Annotated in this window: 22 protein-coding genes; 7 read left to right on the top strand and 15 right to left on the bottom strand. The window is 60.7% G+C overall.

Annotation, left to right across the window (positions count from 1 at the left end):
• Positions 1 to 124: 124 nt before the first annotated feature.
• From rpsD to NE852_RS11320, 5 genes are all read left to right on the top strand, one after another.
• Positions 125 to 742, top strand: a complete 618-nt coding sequence (gene rpsD, locus NE852_RS11340; protein WP_008525955.1) for a 30S ribosomal protein S4 — start codon at positions 125 to 127, stop codon at positions 740 to 742.
• Positions 743 to 814: 72 nt separating this feature from the next.
• Entirely contained in the window at positions 815 to 1,744 is a 930-nt protein-coding gene (locus tag NE852_RS11335; protein WP_008525956.1) for a glutaminase, read from the top strand.
• A gap of 60 nt (positions 1,745 to 1,804) precedes the next feature.
• Positions 1,805 to 2,677, top strand: coding sequence for a tRNA 2-thiocytidine(32) synthetase TtcA (gene ttcA, locus NE852_RS11330; RefSeq protein ID WP_008525957.1), 873 nt, complete (start codon positions 1,805 to 1,807; stop codon positions 2,675 to 2,677).
• A gap of 46 nt (positions 2,678 to 2,723) precedes the next feature.
• Entirely contained in the window at positions 2,724 to 3,551 is an 828-nt protein-coding gene (locus tag NE852_RS11325) for an inositol monophosphatase family protein (protein ID WP_008525958.1), read from the top strand.
• Between the two features lie 42 nt (positions 3,552 to 3,593).
• Positions 3,594 to 4,418: an inositol monophosphatase family protein gene (locus tag NE852_RS11320; RefSeq protein ID WP_008525959.1), complete on the top strand. Its 825-nt coding sequence runs from the start codon at positions 3,594 to 3,596 to the stop codon at positions 4,416 to 4,418.
• A 97-nt stretch (positions 4,419 to 4,515) separates the two neighbouring features.
• On the opposite strand, the gene NE852_RS11315 is transcribed toward NE852_RS11320, so the two are convergent.
• From NE852_RS11315 to NE852_RS11290, 6 genes are all read right to left on the bottom strand, one after another.
• Entirely contained in the window at positions 4,516 to 4,989 is a 474-nt protein-coding gene (locus NE852_RS11315; RefSeq protein ID WP_008525960.1) for a GNAT family N-acetyltransferase, read from the bottom strand.
• A gap of 26 nt (positions 4,990 to 5,015) precedes the next feature.
• Positions 5,016 to 6,296, bottom strand: coding sequence for a multidrug effflux MFS transporter (locus NE852_RS11310; protein ID WP_008525961.1), 1,281 nt, complete (start codon positions 6,294 to 6,296; stop codon positions 5,016 to 5,018).
• Between the two features lie 35 nt (positions 6,297 to 6,331).
• Entirely contained in the window at positions 6,332 to 7,579 is a 1,248-nt protein-coding gene (locus NE852_RS11305) for a multidrug effflux MFS transporter (protein WP_008525962.1), read from the bottom strand.
• Positions 7,580 to 7,679: 100 nt separating this feature from the next.
• The gene (gene grxD, locus NE852_RS11300) at positions 7,680 to 8,015 is read right to left on the bottom strand and encodes a Grx4 family monothiol glutaredoxin (protein WP_008525963.1); all 336 of its coding nucleotides are present in this window, start codon (positions 8,013 to 8,015) and stop codon (positions 7,680 to 7,682) included.
• A gap of 144 nt (positions 8,016 to 8,159) precedes the next feature.
• Positions 8,160 to 8,981, bottom strand: a complete 822-nt coding sequence (locus tag NE852_RS11295) for a c-type cytochrome (protein ID WP_008525965.1) — start codon at positions 8,979 to 8,981, stop codon at positions 8,160 to 8,162.
• A gap of 108 nt (positions 8,982 to 9,089) precedes the next feature.
• Positions 9,090 to 9,320, bottom strand: coding sequence for a hypothetical protein (locus NE852_RS11290; RefSeq protein ID WP_008525966.1), 231 nt, complete (start codon positions 9,318 to 9,320; stop codon positions 9,090 to 9,092).
• Between the two features lie 164 nt (positions 9,321 to 9,484).
• On the opposite strand from NE852_RS11290, the gene NE852_RS11285 reads away from it, so the two are divergent.
• The gene (locus tag NE852_RS11285; protein WP_008525968.1) at positions 9,485 to 10,675 is read left to right on the top strand and encodes a hypothetical protein; all 1,191 of its coding nucleotides are present in this window, start codon (positions 9,485 to 9,487) and stop codon (positions 10,673 to 10,675) included.
• 34 nt (positions 10,676 to 10,709) lie between these two features.
• On the opposite strand, the gene NE852_RS11280 is transcribed toward NE852_RS11285, so the two are convergent.
• The 4 genes from NE852_RS11280 to NE852_RS11265 form a co-directional block, all read right to left on the bottom strand.
• Positions 10,710 to 10,943, bottom strand: coding sequence for a BolA/IbaG family iron-sulfur metabolism protein (locus NE852_RS11280; protein WP_003540079.1), 234 nt, complete (start codon positions 10,941 to 10,943; stop codon positions 10,710 to 10,712).
• A 19-nt stretch (positions 10,944 to 10,962) separates the two neighbouring features.
• Positions 10,963 to 13,194, bottom strand: a complete 2,232-nt coding sequence (gene purL, locus NE852_RS11275) for a phosphoribosylformylglycinamidine synthase subunit PurL (protein ID WP_258156521.1) — start codon at positions 13,192 to 13,194, stop codon at positions 10,963 to 10,965.
• A gap of 120 nt (positions 13,195 to 13,314) precedes the next feature.
• Positions 13,315 to 13,896 carry an acyloxyacyl hydrolase gene (locus NE852_RS11270; RefSeq protein ID WP_008525987.1) on the bottom strand — a complete coding sequence of 194 codons (582 nt, stop codon included), beginning with the start codon at positions 13,894 to 13,896 and terminating at the stop codon, positions 13,315 to 13,317.
• Between the two features lie 121 nt (positions 13,897 to 14,017).
• Positions 14,018 to 15,436 carry a PLP-dependent aminotransferase family protein gene (locus NE852_RS11265; RefSeq protein WP_258156520.1) on the bottom strand — a complete coding sequence of 473 codons (1,419 nt, stop codon included), beginning with the start codon at positions 15,434 to 15,436 and terminating at the stop codon, positions 14,018 to 14,020.
• An 81-nt stretch (positions 15,437 to 15,517) separates the two neighbouring features.
• On the opposite strand from NE852_RS11265, the gene NE852_RS11260 reads away from it, so the two are divergent.
• Positions 15,518 to 15,775 carry a DUF1127 domain-containing protein gene (locus NE852_RS11260; RefSeq protein ID WP_008525992.1) on the top strand — a complete coding sequence of 86 codons (258 nt, stop codon included), beginning with the start codon at positions 15,518 to 15,520 and terminating at the stop codon, positions 15,773 to 15,775.
• A 9-nt stretch (positions 15,776 to 15,784) separates the two neighbouring features.
• Here the strand turns inward: NE852_RS11260 and NE852_RS11255 are convergent, their stop codons facing one another.
• The 5 genes from NE852_RS11255 to purC all read right to left on the bottom strand — a co-directional run bounded on the left by NE852_RS11255 (position 15,785) and on the right by purC (position 18,549).
• Positions 15,785 to 16,183 carry a hypothetical protein gene (locus NE852_RS11255; RefSeq protein WP_008525993.1) on the bottom strand — a complete coding sequence of 133 codons (399 nt, stop codon included), beginning with the start codon at positions 16,181 to 16,183 and terminating at the stop codon, positions 15,785 to 15,787.
• 76 nt (positions 16,184 to 16,259) lie between these two features.
• Positions 16,260 to 16,931, bottom strand: coding sequence for a phosphoribosylformylglycinamidine synthase subunit PurQ (purQ, locus tag NE852_RS11250; protein WP_008525995.1), 672 nt, complete (start codon positions 16,929 to 16,931; stop codon positions 16,260 to 16,262).
• On the bottom strand, positions 16,928 to 17,482 hold the full coding sequence (locus NE852_RS11245; protein WP_008525997.1) for an RNA 2'-phosphotransferase: 555 nt from the start codon (positions 17,480 to 17,482) through the stop codon (positions 16,928 to 16,930). Before NE852_RS11245 ends, purQ begins: the two co-directional genes overlap by 4 nt.
• A 44-nt stretch (positions 17,483 to 17,526) precedes the next feature.
• Complete coding sequence (gene purS / locus NE852_RS11240; RefSeq protein ID WP_008526000.1) at positions 17,527 to 17,769, bottom strand: phosphoribosylformylglycinamidine synthase subunit PurS; 243 nt, start codon at positions 17,767 to 17,769, stop codon at positions 17,527 to 17,529.
• Positions 17,770 to 17,784: 15 nt separating this feature from the next.
• Entirely contained in the window at positions 17,785 to 18,549 is a 765-nt protein-coding gene (gene purC / locus NE852_RS11235) for a phosphoribosylaminoimidazolesuccinocarboxamide synthase (protein ID WP_008526002.1), read from the bottom strand.
• Positions 18,550 to 18,794: the final 245 nt, after the last annotated feature.

The raw sequence follows: 18,794 nt of genomic DNA, 5'->3' as shown, positions 1-18,794 counted from the left end.
CCGTGGATCGTTTCTGTTCGCGAAACCGAAACATCCTGTCAGGTCTCGGAAGAGATCAGAGGAGGGCGTGTTTCCTTCGTGCGGTTTGGCAACAGACCGTCATAAACCTTTGAAAGGAAATGCGATGAGCAAGCGCGAATCGTCCAAGTACAAAATTGACCGCCGTATGGGCGAAAACATCTGGGGCCGTCCGAAGTCTCCGGTAAACCGCCGCGAATACGGCCCCGGCCAGCACGGCCAGCGCCGCAAGGGCAAGCTTTCGGACTTCGGTGTGCAGCTGCGCGCCAAGCAGAAGCTCAAGGGTTACTACGGTGACCTGCGCGAAAAGCAGTTCCGCGCGATCTTCGCAGAAGCTTCCCGCCGTAAGGGTGACACCTCCGAAAACCTGATCGGTCTTCTGGAATCCCGCCTCGACGCGATCGTCTATCGCGCCAAGTTCGTTCCGACGGTCTTTGCTGCCCGTCAGTTCGTCAACCATGGCCACGTGACCGTCAACGGCGTGCGCGTCAACATCGGTTCCTACCGCTGCAAGGCCGGCGACGTTATCGAAGTTCGCGAGAAGTCGAAGCAGCTCGTGACCGTTCTGGAAGCTGTCAGCCTCGCTGAGCGCGACGTTCCCGACTATATCGAAGTCGATCACAACAAGATGGTCGCCACTTTCGGCCGCGTTCCGACGCTCAGCGACGTTCCGTTCCCGGTCGTCATGGAACCGCATCTGGTCGTAGAATTCTATTCGCGTTAAGAAGCACCAGGCGTTTTCGCATATGGAAAAGCCGCTCTTTCGGGCGGCTTTTTTGTTATCCGGAGAGAAGCGATGGCGGATTTGCAGGCGACCCTCGACAGCATCTACAGCGATATCCTGCCGCGTGTCGGCGAGGGTAAGGTAGCCGACTATATTCCGGAACTCGCCAAGGTCGATCCGCGGCAGTTCGGCATGGCGATCGTCACTGTCGACGGCAAGGTCTACCGGGTCGGCGATGCCGATATTGCCTTTTCGATCCAGAGCATTTCGAAGGTCTTCATGCTGACGCTGGCGCTCGGCAAGGTCGGTGAAGGCTTGTGGAAGCGTGTCGGGCGCGAACCTTCGGGATCGGCTTTCAACTCGATCGTCCAGCTCGAGCATGAGGGCGGCATCCCGCGTAACCCCTTTATCAATGCCGGCGCGATCGCTGTCAGCGATGTCGTCATGGCCGGCCATGCGCCGCGCGAGGCGATCGGTGAGCTGCTGCGCTTCGTGCGTTATCTCGCCGATGACGAATCGATCACCATCGACGACAAGGTGGCGCGCTCGGAAACGCAGACGGGATACCGCAACGTGGCGCTTGCCAATTTCATGCGCGCCTACCGCAATCTCGACCATCCCGTCGACCATGTGCTCGGCGTCTATTTCCATCAATGCGCGCTGGCGATGAGCTGCGAGCAGCTGGCGCGTGCCGGACTGTTTCTGGCGGCGCGCGGCAGCAATCCGATGACCGGCCATTCCGTGGTCTCGCCGAAGCGGGCGCGGCGCATCAATGCGCTGATGCTAACCTGCGGCCACTACGATGGCTCGGGCGACTTCGCCTATCATGTCGGCCTGCCCGGCAAGAGCGGCGTCGGCGGCGGCATCTTCGCGGTGGCGCCCGGCATCGCCTCGATCGCGGTATGGTCGCCGGGGTTGAACAAGGTCGGTAATTCCCAGCTTGGCGCCGTGGCGCTGGAGATGCTGGCAGCGCGCACCGGTTGGTCGGTTTTCGGCGATTGAGACTGTGTTGGCGAAGGGCTTTCTGCTAAGGCAAGGATGAATCTTCGATAGGACGAAGCAATGAATATCGCAGCCGACATCGCCGATGATCTGGAAGCCGGCGAAGCCGATGGCGGCATCGGCCATGCGCTGTTTTCCCAAGCACCGCGTTCGGTCTCCTTCAACAAGCTGCGCAAACGGCTGCTGCGGCAGGTACGCCAGGCCTTCGACGATTTCGACATGCTGAAGGGACAGAAGCGCTGGCTGGTGGGCCTTTCCGGCGGCAAGGATTCCTACGGGCTACTGGCGCTGCTGCTCGATCTGCAATGGCGCGGCCTGCTGCCGGTCGAGCTCATCGCCTGCAACCTCGACCAGGGCCAGCCCAATTTTCCGAAGCACGTGCTGCCGGATTACCTAACTGAGATCGGCGTGCGGCACCGGATCGAATATCGGGATACCTATTCGATCGTGAAGGAGAAAGTGCCGGACGGCGCGACTTATTGTTCGCTCTGTTCACGGCTGCGGCGCGGCAATCTCTACCGTATCGCGCGGGAGGAAGGCTGCGATGCGCTGGTGCTCGGCCACCACCGCGAAGACATTCTCGAAACCTTCTTCATGAACTTCTTTCACGGTGGGCGGCTCGCCTCGATGCCGGCAAAACTTTTGAACGACGAGGGCGACCTGATGGTTCTTAGGCCGCTTGCCTATGCTGCCGAGGATGATCTCGCCAAGTTCGCCGCCGCCATGCAGTTTCCGATCATCCCCTGCGATCTCTGTGGCTCGCAGGACGGGCTGCAGCGCAATGCGATGAAGGACATGCTCGCCGATATCGAGCGGCGCATGCCGGGGCGCAAGGACACGATGCTGCGGGCGCTTTCGCATGTGAACCCGTCGCACCTGCTCGATCCCAAACTCTTCGACTTTTCCAGCCTTGGCGTCACCGATCCTTCATGAAGGGCCGGCTATGCAGGCTCATCATTGCATGAAGGACCGATTTCGCATGACTATTTCTGACACGGATATTCTTTTCCTCGGCGAGTGCGTCAGGCAAGCGGCGCAAGCCGAGATCATGCCGCGTTTCCGCAATCTGGGCGCTGCCGATGTCTCGGAAAAGACCTCGGCCACCGATCTGGTGACGCAAGCCGATCTGCTTGCCGAACACAGGATCACAGCTGCTTTGAAAGAGCGCTTTCCCGCAGCGCTCATCGTCGGGGAGGAGGCCTATGAGGCCGACAAGTCGGTGGTGCCGGCGCTCGCCGATGCCGAGCTTGCCTTCGTCATCGATCCCGTCGACGGCACGTTCAATTTCGCCGCCGGGCTTCCTGTTTTTGGAACAATACTCGCGGTCACCGTCAGGGGCGAGACCGTCGCCGGCATCATTCACGATCCCGTTCTCGGTGACACGGTGACGGCGATCAAAGGGGCGGGGACCTTCCTAACACGACAGGACGGTCAGTCGAGCAAGCTGAAGGTGGCGGAGCCTGGGGCGCTGGACCAGATGGTCGGCGGCATGTCATGGGGCCATATGGACGAGCCCGATCGTTCACGCATCTGCGCCAACATGGCGAAGGCTCGGATGACCTTCGCTTTCAATTGCTCGGCCTACGAATACTGGATGGTCGCCTCCGGCAAGCTGCATTTCATCGGGCATTCGAAGCTGATGCCCTGGGATCATCTGGCGGGCGTGCTCGCGCATCAGGAGGCTGGCGGCCATACGGCAAAATTCGACGGAACGCCCTATCGTCCGGGCGAAACCACGGGCGGCATCATCTCCGCGCCCGACAGGGAAACCTGGCAGCTGATCCGCCGCGAGATCGTCGGCATCTGATTTGAGGCCTTTCTCGAAAGGCCGGACCCGAAAGGATTTGACATGACAGCGACTGTCGACGTGACCGTTCTTGCCGACCTGCTGCGCCGAGCGGCGAAGGCGGAGATTCTCCCACGCTTCCGCCGGCTCGGCCAGGATGATGTGCGGGCAAAGAGCGAGGCAACGGACCTCGTCACTGAGGCCGACGAGCAGGCCGAGCGGATGATCAAGGCGGAAGCGGCAAAGCTCTGGCCGGAAGCCTTGTTCCTCGGCGAAGAATCGGTCGCTGCCGATGCGGCACTGCTTGGCGGGCTTGAACATGCCGATCTCGCTATCGTCGTCGATCCAGTCGACGGCACGTTCAATTTCGCTTCCGGCATTCCCGCTTTCGGCGTCATGGCCTCCGTCGTTTCCAAGGGCGAGACCGTTGCCGGCATCATCTACGATCCGATGGGCGACGACTGGGTGATGGCAGAAAAGGGCGCTGGCGCCTGGCTGCGACGGCCGGACGGCGAGGCGCAGCGGCTGTATTCGGCCGAGCCGGTTGCGCTCGACCAGATGGTCGGCATGGCCTCGACGGGCTACCTGCCGCAGGAGAAGCGTGCCGAGATCCTCGGCAATCTAGCCAAGGTGCGCTTCCTGACCAACTACCGCTGCGCTGCCCACGAATACCGCACCTTTGCCGGCGGTTACGTGCATTACCTCATGTACAACAAGCTGATGCCCTGGGATCATCTGGCCGGCACGTTGATCTCGCAGGAAGCAGGCGCCTATGCCGCGCGCTTCGACGGCTCGCCCTACCTGCCGCATCATCTCGGCGGCGGGCTGTTGATTGCCCCCGACAAGGCGTCATGGGATGTGCTGCGGCGTGAGGTTTTTACCGTCTGAAGACATGAAAATCCGGCCGCAAAGTTCGGATATCGGCCGGAGCCGTTGGAGGAATTCTTTCATGGCCAGGACGCCGGTCTGTTCCCGCTACCGCGGATCAGCCGTAGAGCTTTTCCATGAGGAAATTTTCCAGGCTTTGCCCACGCTTCTCGACGATTTGCTTCGTTATCACGCGAAACCCTCTGCGCTCGAAAAACGGTCGGGCGGTTCGGCTGGCTTCCGTATGAATTCGTCTGAATCCCAGCTTCAGAGCTTCCTCCTCGACCCGGCTCAATAGGCGGCTTGCAATTCCTAGTCCCTGGAGCTCAGGGTGCACGAACATCATGTCCAGGCATCCGTCGCTGGTAAGATCAGAAAAGCCTGCAGGCCTTCCGACGATTTCTGCAATCCAGGCAGGCCTGCTTATCCTGCGCTCCGCCCACAGGCCGCGATCTTCCACCTGCGCCCAAGCCTCTATCTGAGCGCGGGAATAGTCTTTCAAAGAGACCTCGCGAATGGCGCGCAGGAAAATTTCGATCGTCGCGTCCGCGTCGCCCGGTCCATAAGGCCTGATCGAGATTGGCTCATCCATGGGGATGCCTTTCGCACGTGCCTGCGTCAGAAATGGGCCGCACCCGGATCGAGCTGCGGGCTGTCGCCGGGGTGGGTGAAGAGCTTGCCGTTCTCCGCCCAAAGAGTAGCTGCGATCGTCACCAGACCGAAGAGCGCGAAACCGCCGAAGAGCGGCTGTACCGTGCCGTTAAACATCTGGCCGACCAGGCCACCGAGAATGGCGCCTGCCGTCGTCGAGACGAAGCCGGTGACGGCGGTCGCGGTGCCGGCGAGGTTGCCCATCGGCTCGAGGCTGATGGCGGTAAAATTGGTGGCGATGACGGCGAACATCATCAGCACGATGGTGAAGATACCGTAGGCGACGGCGAAGTCCGGCTTAGCGGCCAGCGAAATGAAAAAGCCGACAGCCGACAGCGCCGTGAAGATCAGCAAAGCGGCATGCGAGATGCGGCGCATGCCGAACTTGCGCACGAAGAAACCATTGGCAAAATTGGCGACGGCAATGCCGCCGGCGGTGGCGGCAAAGGCGATCGGCAACCAGTCACCAAGGCCGTAGACCTCGCCGAAGACCTGCTGCACCGAGATCACATAGGCGCTAATGACGCCGGTGAACATGGTGAGGCCGATCATGTAGCCTGTGGTGACGCGGTTGGTGAGAACGGTCCTGAAACCATCCACGACAGAGCTGACCGAAAGCGGCAGGCGCTCTTCCGGCGGCAGCGATTCCTTCAGCCTGAGAAGAGCCCAGACGAACAGGATGGTGGCGACGATGCCGAGCAGGATGAAGATCCAGTGCCAGTTGGCGTAGATGATGATGAGCTGGCCGACTGAGGGAGCGACGATCGGCACGATCATGAAGACGATCATGACATAGGACATAACACGGGCCATTTCGCGGCCGCCGAAGCAATCGCGGACGATGGCCATGGTGGTGATGCGCACGGCCGCGCCGCCCACACCCTGAACGAAACGCATGACGAGCAGCATTTCGAAGCTGCCGGTTGCCGCAGCGGCAAACATGCCGAGGACATAGCAGGCGAGGCCGCCGAGCAGGATATTGCGGCGGCCGAACGTATCTGAAAGGCTGCCGAAGAATATCTGCGAGACGCCGAATCCCAGGAAAAAGACGCCGATGATGAGCTGCGCGTCGTTGGTGTTGGTGACGCCGAGGGAGTGGCCGATATTGGGCAGTGCCGGCAGCATGCTGTCGATCGCCATGGCGATGCTGGCGGTCATGATGGCGATCGTCACGACGAACTCGCCGAAGCCCATGCCGATGCGGCGGGAGCCCTGGTTTTCCTGGTGCGGTTTATGCGGCGGCGTCATGTGGTGAAATCCCGTATGCGGATGAGGCCGGTCGTTCAGACGGCCGGGTTATGCTGTTGGAAGAGCCGGCCCTTCTCGGCAATCAGCACGAAAATCAGGCCGACGATCGACACGGCAAAATAACCGGCGACCATCGGCAGCGCCGTGCCGTCGAAGGCCTGACCGATGCCGGCGCCGATCAAGGCCCCACCGACCGTGCTCATGAAACCGAGGACGGAGGAGGCGGTGCCGGCGACATGGCCGAGCGGTTCCATGGCGAGCGAGTTGAAGTTTGAGCCGATCCAACCGAACTGGAACATGGCAAGGCCGAAGAAGGAGATGAACAGGGCGAAGGGCATCGGCCCAGAACTCATCATCTGTACGATCAGCCAGATGGTGTTGATGGTGATAAAGCCGAGGAGCGAACCATGCGACAGGCGGCGCATGCCGAGTTTGCCGACGAAGCGCGAATTGAAGAAGGACGATATGGACATGAAGATCGCAACACCGGCAAAGGCAAAGGGGAAATAGACCCCGAGGCCGTAGATTCCGACATAGACCTGCTGCGCGGAATTGATGAAGCCGAACAGCGCGCCGAAGATGAAAGTGCTGGCGATGGTGTAGCAGAGTGCGACACGATTGGTCAGCACTAGTTTGAAGGCGCCGAAGATCGAGCGAGCGGTGAAGGGCCTCACATTGGCGGGATGCAGTGTTTCCGGCAAGCGGAGATAGGCCCAGACGGCGATACCAGTCGCCATGGCGGCGATGAAGAGGAAGATCAGGTGCCAGTTGCCGAAGAACATGACCGCTTGGCCGGTGCCGGGTGCAATGACAGGCACGATCATGAAGACCATCATGATCAGCGACATGACCTCGGCCATCTGCCGGCCACCATAGATGTCACGGACGATGGAGATGGTGATCACGCGGGTGGCGGCGGAACCGACGCCCTGGACGAAGCGCAGTACCAACAGGCCAGCGAATGACGGGACGAAAACGATTCCGATAGCCGACGCGATATAGATGAAGAGGCCGATCAAGAGCGGCAGCCGGCGGCCAAAGCGATCGGAGAGCGGGCCATAGAAAAGCTGGGCGCAGCCGAAGCCGAGGAGATAGGTGGAGACGACGAACTGACGGTGATTCTCGCTTTCGACGCCGAGGCTCGCGCCGATCTGCTGCAGGGCAGGGAGCATGATGTCTATCGCCAGCGAATTGACGGCCATCAGGAAAGCGGCAAGCGCGATGAATTCACGCTTGCCCAGGGGCAGGCGGCCCGCGGACACGGCTTGTGATGAATCTGTCACAAGGAAATTCCCATAAACAGGCCAAGGCGCTGCTCAGCGCAGCGCCTCGGACTCGAGAAACAGATTTGGAAACCGGGCGGACGCCCGGTGACCGGTCAGGTCAGGCGGCGCCGCGCACGGCGATGCCATTTTCCTGGAGATGCTGCTGCAGCTCGCCAGCCTGGAACATCTCCCGGACGATGTCGCAGCCCCCGACGAATTCGCCCTTTATGTAAAGCTGCGGGATCGTCGGCCAGTTGGAATAATCCTTGATGCCCTGGCGGATTTCCGAATCGGCGAGCACATTGATGCCCTTGTAGTCGACGCCGATGTAATCGAGAATCTGCACGACCTGCCCGGAGAAACCGCACTGCGGAAACTGCGGCGTGCCCTTCATGAAGAGGACGACGTCGTTGCTCTTGATTTCGTTGTCGATGAATTCGTGAATGCCGCTCATAGGACCTGATCCTTTCAACAGGCGGGTTAAAGGCCCACCGTTTCAATCGTTGTCCTTAGATAGCATGCGGCAGCAGGAATTCCACCCGCCCGAACCAAAAAAAGACCAATCTGGTCGGACCACTTCAGGATTGTTGCCGTCCCGTTACGGTTGCCGGGCGAGATAGGCTTGAATCTGGTCTATTTCGGCATCGGTGAAGTGGTTGAAATCCGATTGCGAAACCTTGGTCATCAACCCGAGATCACGCCCACCGGCAGCTTTGCCGGTACGCAGCAGCGTCTTGAAATCGGCCGGCGAATAGGATTGTGCCAGTGGCCGCAGCGCCGGCGCCACGAGGACTTCCGATCTCTTCTCCGTGTCGAGATTGTGACAGTGGCTGCAGTCGGTTCGAAAGGCATATTCGCCGATATCGGCCGGACGCGCGGCGATGGGCGTGACAGAGGCGGGGACGAGATCGGCTTCAAAGGGGACCTTGCCCAGCGCGAGGCCAATCCGACCGAGCGGCCCCCATTGCGTCGCTCCCTCGACTGCATCGGGAAGTTGTTTGAGACTGCGTAGCCAGGCGATGATCGCCGCCATATCGTCATCGGCAATATTGGCGAAGTTGCTTGCCGGCATGATGAAGACGCCGGTGCCGTCCTTCTTGACGCCATGGCGGATGAGGCGCACGAGTTCGGCATCGCTATACATCGGCGCGAAGCGGGTCAAATTCGGCGCAATGATGCGACCGACACCAGGCTCCTCGACCAGCACATTCCCGGCATCGTGATGGCAGCCGCCGCACATCAACGTGCGGGCGCGGCGTTCTGCTTCCTCAGGTGATAGCGTCGTCCTGACAGTGAAGTCGGTCGCCGCAAGGTCATATGTCCTGGCAAGGCGCCTCTCCGACAGGGCGTAGACGCTGGCGACTGCAATGAGAGAGATGGTGATGACGGCCGCAAAAGTGATTTTCAGAATGCGCTTCACGGTTCTGATCCTTGGCGAGAGTGCGAAGACGCGTAAGCGGGATGCCGGCTCTTTCGTTACCGGAGTCCGACGCGCCTCAAAGCGGTTATATGTTGATTTCGTGATGCCTCAACTGCGGCGCTGACGGCTGCGGCCGGCGGCGGTGCGGCGTTTGCTGACCTGTTTGCGGACAGGTTTGCGTTTGGTGGAGGTTGTCTTGCGAGAAGCCGGGGTCGGCGCAGCAGCGCGCGTCTTGCGTCTGCTCCGCTTCGTCGTCACGCGGCCGGTGGTTTTCTTCAAGATTTCCTTCAGCACACTGTCGACGACGCCCGATATCAATTCTTTAACAAGATCGGCCACAAACCCCTCCGCTCGCGGTGAAAACGACATAGCCGCTATTGAATTCCGGAAGAGTTCGGTTAGCAAGACGGCTTTGAGATCATACCTGCTTTTTCGCGAAGCCACCGCGACCAGCAGCCGGATCGTATCAACATGCCGGCCATTTGCCCGGCCGGAAGAACAGAATGAAATTGATCGAGAAGCGGGTCGTCCTGCATTTCCCGGGCTTCGAGCCGCTGGACGGCGTTGCCCACAGGGCGCGCTACGAACGTTCGGCCAGGCAGAGCGCCTCAGTGTGGGGCTATTCGGTCGAGGCGGGAGCGCCGGATGAGGGAGGAGATCCCCTCAGCTTCGTGGTCACCACCGGCGCCGCGGCAACCGATGAAACGCCGCCCGAGGAGGAGACCGGATCTGCCGGCTGGCAGACGAAGAGCCGCATCCACATGGTCGATCACGACGTCTTCGTGCGCCGGCTGCGCGCCCGCGGCACGCTCGGCCAGATCATGGCAGGTTTCCGAAGCTGTGCGCAGATCATGCTTGAGGGCGGCATGCGGGGATACTTCCGCCATGCATGGCGTTTCGGCCTGTTCTTCCTCTTTCCATTCCTGCTGACGGCGCTCGCGATTGTGTTGACTGCGCAGATCGCCATCCTGCCCTATGCTCTCGGCTTTTCGCCGTGGCACATGCTCTGGAGCGGGCTGCTCGCGCTCTGCTTCTTTGTCTTCGCCTTTCTGCCGTTTTCCGAACGGTTCCATACGCTGCATCTCTTCGCCGATTGGGAGATGGCCGTAGCTCTTGGACGGATGGACCGGACTGAATTCAACGATTGGCTCGAGGATCGGGCGACCGCCGTGCGTAAGGCGCTGGCGGAAGAGGCGGACGAATATGTGATCTCCTCACACAGCATGGGTTCGAGCGTCGCCGCCCACGTTATCGGTATTCTGCTTGAAAGGGAGCCAGAGATCTTCATGGGCAAGCGCGTGGTTTTTGCGACGCTCGGCAGCGCCATCCTGCAATGCGGGCTGATGTCGTCGGCGACGCTGCTTCGCGCTCGCGTTGGCCTCATTGCCCGGTGTCCCGAGATCTTCTGGCTCGACGTCCAGTGCCTGACGGACTCGATCAATTTCTACAAGGTGCCCGTCGTCGCCGTCTCGGGCCATGCTGACGCGCGCCCTGCGGAGATTCTTCTGATCCGCGTCAAGCAGATGCTGACGCCTGAGCATTATCGCAAGATCCGCAAGGACCAGCTGCGCGTCCATCGGCAATATGTGCTTGGGCCTGATCTCAAGGCGTCGTTCGATTTCACGCTGATGACATCAGGACCGATGCCAGCCTCGGTCTTTGCCGGCACCGACGAAAAGAGGATACCCGGTTGAGGCCGGGCTCACCCATTCCTATAGCGGCGAAATCTCATTCCGGTGCCGAAGTCTGCAGGGCTAGGGCGTGCAGGACGCCGCCCATATTGCCCTTCAGCGCCTCGTAGACCATCTGGTGCTGCTGCACGCGGCTCTTGCCGCGGAAGGCTTCGGCGACGACTTCGGCGGCGTAGTGATCGCCGTCGCCCGCCAGATCGCGGATCGTTACCTTGGCACCGGGAATCCCAGCCTTGATCATGTCTTCGATATCGCCGGGTTTCATGGCCATGATCGTTACTCCTTGCGCATCATTCCGCAGCGAGTTCGCCGCGGCCTTCCATGAAATCAGGGAACCACGATTCATGGGCATCGCGCAATTGCTGAATCGGCAGCGAGATGAGATCGCCGACGACGAGCGCCGATCCCCCGACCGTACCGAGACGGCGGAAGGGAACGCCGGCGCCTTCCGCATTGGCGCAGATGAAATCGGCGACATCGCTCGGGATCGTCAGCACGTAGCGGGCCTGATCCTCGCCGAAGAGCAGCGCATGCGGAGCGCCCTTGCATTCACCGAGATCGATCGTCAGGCCCTTGTCCGATGCCATGGCCATTTCGGCAAGCGCGACGGCAAGGCCGCCCGAGGAAATGTCATGGCAGGCGGTCGCCTGGCCATTGCGGATGACGGAACGGACGAAATCGCCGTTACGGCGCTCGGCGAACAGATCGACCTCCGGCGCAGGACCTTCGCGGCTGGAAAGCACGTCTCTCAGATAGACGGACTGGCCGAGATGGCTGCCGTCGACACCAATCATGATCACTTTGTCGCCGTCATTGGCGCCGCCGATGCGGGCCATTTTGCGCCAGTCCGGCAACAGACCGACACCTGCGATCGTCGGCGTCGGCAGGATGGCGATACCGTTGGTCTCGTTGTAGAGCGAGACGTTGCCGGAGACGATCGGGAAGTCGAGCGCGCGGCAGGCTTCGCCGATACCCTTCACCGCCTGAACGAACTGGCCCATGATCTCGGGCTTTTCGGGGTTGCCGAAGTTGAGGTTGTCGGTGGCGGCAAGCGGCTCCGCGCCTGTCGCGGTGATGTTGCGCCAGCATTCGGCAACCGCCTGCTTGCCGCCCTCAAAAGGATCGGCCTCGACATAACGCGGGGTCACGTCGGAGGAGAAGGCGAGCGCCTTGCTGGGATGGCCGTCGACGCGCACGACGCCGGCATCGCCGCCCGGAAGCTGCAGCGAATTGCCCTGGATCAGCGTGTCGTACTGCTCATAGACCCAGCGGCGGCTCGACTGGTTGGCGGAGCCGACGAGTTGCAGCAGCGCCTGGCCATAATCCTGGGGCGCGGTGACGAGATTGGCGGGCAGGGGAGCCTGCTTGCCCGATTCGCGCCAGGGACGGTCATATTCCGGCGCCTGATCGCCGAGATCCTTGATTGGCAGATTGGCAACTTCCTCGCCCTGATGCACGACGCGGAAGCGCAGGTCATCGGTGGTCTTGCCGACGATGGCGAAATCGAGACCCCATTTAACGAAGATCGCCTTGGCTTCCTCTTCCTTCTCCGGCTGCAGGACCATGAGCATGCGCTCCTGGCTTTCCGACAGCATCATTTCGTAGGCGGTCATCCGCTCCTCGCGCACCGGCACCTTGTCAAGCTCGAGCAGGATGCCGAGATCGCCCTTGGCGCCCATTTCGACGGCCGAGCACGTGAGGCCGGCCGCACCCATGTCCTGGATAGCGATGACGGCGCCGGTCTTCATCAGTTCGAGGCAGGCTTCGAGCAGGCACTTTTCGGTGAAGGGGTCGCCGACCTGAACCGTCGGGCGCTTTTCCTCGATCGATTCGTCAAATTCAGCCGAGGCCATCGTCGCGCCGCCGACGCCGTCGCGGCCGGTCTTGGCGCCGAGATAGACGACCGGAAGGCCCACGCCCTTGGCTTCGGAGAGGAAGATGGCGTTGGATTTCGCGATACCGGCGGCAAAGGCGTTGACCAGAATGTTGCCGTTGTAGCGTGCATCGAACTCGACTTCGCCGCCGACCGTCGGCACCCCGAAGGAGTTGCCATAGCCGCCGACGCCCGAGACGACGCCGGAGACGAGATGGCGGGTCTTCGGGTGATCCGGCTCGCCGAAGCGCAGCGCGTTCATCGCGGCGATCGGGCGCGCGCCCATGGTGAAGACGTCGCGCAGGATGCCGCCGACGCCAGTTGCGGCCCCCTGATACGGCTCGATGTAAGAGGGGTGGTTGTGGCTCTCCATCTTGAAGACGACGCAATCGCCGTCATCGATATCGACAACGCCAGCATTCTCACCCGGGCCCTGAATAACACGATGTCCCTTGGTTGGGAGCGTGCGCAGCCATTTCTTCGAGGATTTGTAGGAGCAGTGCTCATTCCACATGGCCGAGAAGATGCCGAGCTCGGTGAAGGTCGGTTCGCGGCCGATCAGATCCAGAATGCGCTGGTACTCGTCCGGCTTCAGGCCGTGGCTTGCAATGAGTTCCGGCGTGATCGGGATGGTGTTTGGAATGGTCATGAGCGGAAAGTCCCTGGCGCGTTTTGCGCTGTCTTTAGCTTATGTAGCGGCGACGCGCGACAGGAAAATGCCCGCCGTCAACAGAGGGCGGGCATAGTTTTTCAATAAAAGAGAAAGCGATCAGAACTTGTAGCCGATCTGCAGGCCGGCGCGCGTCATGCCGTCGTTCGGTCCGTCGCAGAGATTGGCATGCGAGGAGTGGGCAATCTGGGCCATCACGTTCCAATTGCGGGTGAAACGGTAGCCGGCGCCGAGATATTCGTGAAACAGAACGCGGCAGCCGAGCTCCGGACCGTCGCCGTCGCCATCGAGATCACCGGTGTGGATGACGCCGCCGAAGCCGGCCTCGGCAAAGAGCTTCTCGTTGAAATCGACCGTCCAGGTGAAGCCGGTGAAGAATTGTGTGGCCTCGCCTGATGTGCCGATCGAGGTGCCGAGATGGATACGGGGATGCAGCAATTGTTGCTGCCAGCCGACCGCCTGATTGTAGCCGAAGGGATCGAAGAGGGCCGTGATTTCGGGAAAGATCCCATCTTCCTTGGAATGGCCGGATTGTACCGAGGCCGAGGCGCCGAAGCGCAATTCATCGAATATCTGTTCACCCGCACTTGCGGAGCCGGTCATGGCCGAAAAGCCGATAACCGCTGCCACTGACGCAATACCCAAGAAGCGCAAAGCGACTCCGCCGAAGTCGATCTTCATCTGCTGTCCTTTGATTCCCTCAACTGGGGGTAGGACAGAGGTATCATGGGGGAGCGTTGGATAAAGCGCGGTGGCTCAGCGCCCGCGCATTTCTGGAACTATGATGTGTATTTGCAACAGATCATATTTCGCCGTCATAGGCGGAGCCGCCGTTTTCCAGGAGACGGCGCAGGATCATCAGTCCCGCGGTCAGCTCCTGCCCCGTCTTCGGCGAGGAGAAGCCAACGCGGACGCGATAATAGGTTTTTTCGCCGCGCGCCGTCTTGAACTCGTCCTCGTCGTCGACGAGCACGCCGTCGCGATAAGCGGCATTCTTGAAGGTGCCCGACATCCAGGGTTCCGGAAGTTTCAGCCAGAGGAACGGCGCGTGCTGGTGCGATTCGAAATCGAAGCCCGCCAGTTGTTCACGGGCGAGTTGGACACGCCGGGAGAGATCCTTGACGCTCTCCTTGCGGATCTCGTGCGCCTTGCCGCTTTGGACGAGCCGCGCGCAGGTTTCGGCCAGGATGAAGGGCAGGCCGCCGGTGATCATCCTGTGGGTCACCTTGATGCGCTGGGCAAAATGCGGCGGGCAGGCGATCCAGCCGCCGCGCACCCCGGCGGCGACCGATTTCGAAAGGCCGTTGACGAGGAAGGTGCGATCGGGCGCGATCGAGGCAAGCAGCGGCGTCTCGTCGTCGGCCATGCCGCCGTAGAGATCGTCCTCGATCAGCCAGACGCCGTGATTTCTGGCGATTGCGGCGATTGCCGCGCGCCGCTCATAAGGCATGATCGTCAGCGTCGGATTGTGAACGGTCGGCATGAGGAAGGCGAGCTTCGGATGCTGCTGCTGGCAGAGCCGCTCGAAGTCATCCGGGATCACGCCGTATTCGTCGGAATCGACCGTCAGCGTGCGACGGCCGAGAAGACGGACGCTGCGGCTCACCTGCGTATAACTGAGATTCTCGAAAACGATCTTGTCACCCGGCGCCGAAACGGCGGCGATGACAGCGATCGCCGCGGCATGCGCACCGAGCGTCGGCACGATGTTTTCAGCCTCCGGCGTCCAGCCGCTGCGGGCGAGCCAAAGACGGCCGGCATCGAACCAGTTGCGCGGAAAGCTCCGGGAATACGAGGATATCTCGGCGAGATGCTGCTCGCCGATCTCGGCGAGGATGCCTGATATGATCTTGCCCTGGCCGAGGTCAGGAGCGGCTGTCGTATCGAAGCGAATCTTATTCGGCGGCGCATCCTGGAAACGGGTCCCGCCGAGCGAGATTGCCAACGGATCCACCTGCTCGCCGGGCGGCGTCTCGGAACGGTTCAGCACATAAGTTCCGCGCCCGACTTCGCCGGCGACGAGGCCGCGTTCGTGCACCAGCGCATAAGCGCGACCGATCGTGCCGATCGTCACACCGATATCGTAGGCGAGGTTGCGCTGCGGCGGCAATTTGCTGCCGGCGGGCAGGGCGCCGCTCGATATGGCGGATTCAATGCTGTCCGCAAGCCGGAGATAGACCGGCCCGGAGCCGCGAGAAAGGTCAGGAAGCCAATTTGTCATGGTGACAATTACCTATATTGTCACATTGTTCCTGTCAAGATTAAGAATCAATTCCAACGAATTACCGAAAGGATTCCTGGAATGTCTGCCTTGCCCGAAATCAAAATGCCAATTGTACCGATTGTCTCCTACGAGGACAGGAGAATTGTTGCCGTGCCGTCCGCGCCCGTCGAAACGACAACGCGCTTAGGCCGGATCTGGTCGGCTATTCTTCTCTGGCATCAGAAGCGGGAGGGCCGACGTGCGCTGAGAGGCCTGACGGCGGGTGAGCTCAAGGATATCGGGGTGTCGCAGTCGGATGCGGCCCGTGAGGTCGGCAAGTCGTTTTTCTGGGATTGATCGCTGTGATCAATTGCAGGCTTTGCCGCCTGCTGACCAGCGGTTGACGTCAGCGGTGACGCGACCGGCGACCGGCTCCTGCATCATCGGGCCGAAGGCCTGGAGACGTGCCGGGCTTCCCTCGGCCTGGACCACGAGCAGCGGCCGGCTTTCCGGGCTTCCCTTGTGGACGAGCAGGATGCGCGGCCGGCCAGAGAAGGAATTGAGCTCCGGCGCCAATTTATAGGCAGCAAAGGCCGGGTCGCCCGATTTGAACCAGCACGCATTGGCGCCCAGCGCAACACGTTCCATCGTCGGCAGCGCGCCGCGGTTCGGACCGGCTGTCGGCGCCGGCGACTGGCAGGCGGCCAGAATTGCGGCGAGAACGGTCGCCACGGCGGCGTTTGCGACGGAGAGGCGAGGGCGCATTGGTTTGCTCCAGGGATGAGGACTTGCACGTCGTTCCGCGGCACGCTTGCCGGCGACATGCATCAGGGCGCGAGGCTCAGGCAGCGATGACGTCGAGCGCCGAGGCGAAGAGACCGCGGCCGTCCGAACCGCCGTGGGCGGCTTCGATCAGATTCTCGGGATGCGGCATCATGCCGAGCACATTGCCCTTTTCGTTCATCACGCCAGCAATATCGTTGATCGAGCCGTTCGGATTGGTGCCCTCGGCATAACGGAACACCACCTGGCCATTGCCTTCGATCTTCGCCAGAGTCGCCTCGTCAGCGAAATAATTGCCATCGTGATGGGCGACCGGGCTGCGGATGACCTGACCCTGGGCATAGGCGCGGGTGAAATCCGTATCGGCGTTGACGACTTCGAGCTTGATCTCGCGGCAGACGAATTTCAGCGAGGCATTGCGCATCAGCGCGCCGGGCAGCAGGCCGGCCTCGACGAGGATCTGGAAGCCGTTGCAGACGCCCAACACCTTCACGCCCTTTGCCGCCTTATCGGTGATCGCCTGCATGACCGGCATGCGGGCAGCGATCGCGCCGCAGCGCAGGTAGTCGCCATAGGAGAAGCCACCAGGAATGACGATCAGGTCGACATCGGGGATCTCGGTTTCCGTCTGCCAGATCGTGACCGGTTGCTTGCCTGAGATCTTGGTCAGGGCGGCGATCATATCGCGGTCGCGGTTAAGGCCCGGAAGTTGAACGACGGCTGATTTCATGGGGTCCCCGCGTTTCGCAAAAGATATTGAACTGGAACGCTTTCGGTGAGCCATACTCCATTGTCTGAGACAAAGAAAGAATGACCCTCTGAAAACATGCGGGCCGCATTCACCTGCAGAATGACGTATTCACCCTTGCGGCGCATTGCGACGATTTTCGCCGTTTCGACATCCGCCGACAAATGAACGTGGTGCCGCTGCATCTTCTTCAGGCCGTCACGCTCGATCGAGGACCAGCTCGCCAGGGACGTGCCATGGAAAAGAGCGGCAGGCGGCTCAACCTGCTTCAAGGCGAGATCGACTTCGATGCTATGACCTTGATTTGCGCGAATTCTGTTATCGACGAGCGTGAAGCGCTTCTTGGGATTGTTTTCGACGATCTCGACAATATCGGCACGGGAGACGTCATATTTGGACGTCAGCGCTTTTTCGAGCTCATCGAACGATACCCAGCCTTCTCCGTCGAGCGCCAGGCCCGCAGCCTCCGGCGCATGACGCAAAACATAGCTCATATATTTCGAGACTTCCGTCTCCAGCTTTGCTTCCATCATGACGCCAAATCTTCAAGGTCCGCCGGACGGCAGGGCCGGGATCATCAGTCGATTGCGATTGCGAAGTTCTCGATCACCGTGTTGGCGAGCAGCTTTTCGCACATGGCCTTCAGGTCGGCTTCGGCCTTGGCCTTGTCGGAACCATCAAGTTCAAGATCGAAGACCTTGCCCTGTCTTATATGGCCGACGCCCGAGAAGCCCAGGGCGCCGAGCGCCCCTTCGATGGCCTTGCCCTGCGGATCGAGAACGCCGTTTTTCAGCGTGACGGTGACACGAGCCTTGATCACTTTGTCTTTCCTGCCTTACTTGACGAGAACCGGGCCGGTGCCGCGCACAGGCTCGTTTTCATTGATGATGCCGAGACGCCGCGCGACTTCGGAATAGGCTTCGAGCAGCCCGCCGAGATCGCGGCGGAAGCGATCCTTGTCCATCTTCTCGCGGGTTTCGATATCCCAGAGCCGGCAGCTGTCCGGCGAGATCTCATCGGCGAGGATGATGCGCATCAGATCGCCTTCGAAGAGGCGGCCGCATTCGATCTTGAAATCGACGAGTTGGATGCCGACACCAAGGAAGAGGCCGGTCATGAAGTCGTTGACGCGGATGGCGAGCGCCATGATGTCGTCGAGTTCAGCGGGATTGGCCCAGCCGAAAGCGGTGATGTGCTCTTCGGAGACCATCGGATCGTCGAGCGCGTCGGACTTATAATAGAATTCGATGATCGAGCGCGGCAGGACGACGCCTTCCTCGATGCCGAGGCGCTTGGCAAGAGAACCGGCGGCGACATTGCGCACGACGATCTCCAGCGGGATCATCTCCACTTCTTTGATCAGCTGCTCGCGCATGTTGAGCCGGCGGATGAAATGGGTGGGAATGCCGATCTTGTTCAGATGGCTGAAAATATATTCGGAAATGCGATTGTTGAGGACGCCCTTACCGTCGATGACTTCATGTTTCTTCTTGTTGAAGGCAGTAGCATCGTCCTTGAAGAACTGAATCAAAGTGCCCGGCTCCGGGCCCTCATACAAAATCTTTGCCTTGCCCTCGTAGATACGGCGGCGACGGTTCATCGTGGTTATTCTCTGTTGTTGGCGCTCTTGGGATAGCGCGAGTGGATCGATCTCGTGGCGTCCCCTTAAAGGAAAAGAGAGTGTTTCACAATCCGCCTATAGCTCCTTCCCCGGTTTCCGATTTTCATGGTCCCGATTCCGAATTTTACGGAATACCACCAAGAGAATCGAATGAATTCGCCAGATGAGTCTAGCGCCTTTTCCTTTACGGTGAAATGAAGGCGAAATGGCGGGCCGCTTATGCA

The organism is Rhizobium sp. Pop5 (genome assembly GCF_024721175.1).
GTDB lineage: Bacteria > Pseudomonadota > Alphaproteobacteria > Rhizobiales > Rhizobiaceae > Rhizobium.
This window is presented reverse-complemented; position numbering and strand designations above follow the sequence as displayed.

Coding starts and splice junctions, on each gene's coding strand:
- NE852_RS11285 (WP_008525968.1), top strand. CDS start 9,485: ATGAAATTGATCGAGAAGCGGGTCGTCCTGCATTTCCCGGGCTTCGAG.
- NE852_RS11270 (WP_008525987.1), bottom strand. CDS start 13,896: ATGAAGATCGACTTCGGCGGAGTCGCTTTGCGCTTCTTGGGTATTGCG.
- NE852_RS11280 (WP_003540079.1), bottom strand. CDS start 10,943: ATGGCCATGAAACCCGGCGATATCGAAGACATGATCAAGGCTGGGATT.
- grxD (WP_008525963.1), bottom strand. CDS start 8,015: ATGAGCGGCATTCACGAATTCATCGACAACGAAATCAAGAGCAACGAC.
- NE852_RS11255 (WP_008525993.1), bottom strand. CDS start 16,183: ATGCGCCCTCGCCTCTCCGTCGCAAACGCCGCCGTGGCGACCGTTCTC.
- NE852_RS11245 (WP_008525997.1), bottom strand. CDS start 17,482: ATGATGGAAGCAAAGCTGGAGACGGAAGTCTCGAAATATATGAGCTAT.
- purC (WP_008526002.1), bottom strand. CDS start 18,549: ATGAACCGTCGCCGCCGTATCTACGAGGGCAAGGCAAAGATTTTGTAT.
- NE852_RS11265 (WP_258156520.1), bottom strand. CDS start 15,436: ATGACAAATTGGCTTCCTGACCTTTCTCGCGGCTCCGGGCCGGTCTAT.
- NE852_RS11320 (WP_008525959.1), top strand. CDS start 3,594: ATGACAGCGACTGTCGACGTGACCGTTCTTGCCGACCTGCTGCGCCGA.
- NE852_RS11325 (WP_008525958.1), top strand. CDS start 2,724: ATGACTATTTCTGACACGGATATTCTTTTCCTCGGCGAGTGCGTCAGG.
- NE852_RS11310 (WP_008525961.1), bottom strand. CDS start 6,296: ATGACGCCGCCGCATAAACCGCACCAGGAAAACCAGGGCTCCCGCCGC.
- ttcA (WP_008525957.1), top strand. CDS start 1,805: ATGAATATCGCAGCCGACATCGCCGATGATCTGGAAGCCGGCGAAGCC.
- NE852_RS11335 (WP_008525956.1), top strand. CDS start 815: ATGGCGGATTTGCAGGCGACCCTCGACAGCATCTACAGCGATATCCTG.
- purL (WP_258156521.1), bottom strand. CDS start 13,194: ATGACCATTCCAAACACCATCCCGATCACGCCGGAACTCATTGCAAGC.
- NE852_RS11315 (WP_008525960.1), bottom strand. CDS start 4,989: ATGGATGAGCCAATCTCGATCAGGCCTTATGGACCGGGCGACGCGGAC.
- NE852_RS11260 (WP_008525992.1), top strand. CDS start 15,518: ATGTCTGCCTTGCCCGAAATCAAAATGCCAATTGTACCGATTGTCTCC.
- rpsD (WP_008525955.1), top strand. CDS start 125: ATGAGCAAGCGCGAATCGTCCAAGTACAAAATTGACCGCCGTATGGGC.
- purQ (WP_008525995.1), bottom strand. CDS start 16,931: ATGAAATCAGCCGTCGTTCAACTTCCGGGCCTTAACCGCGACCGCGAT.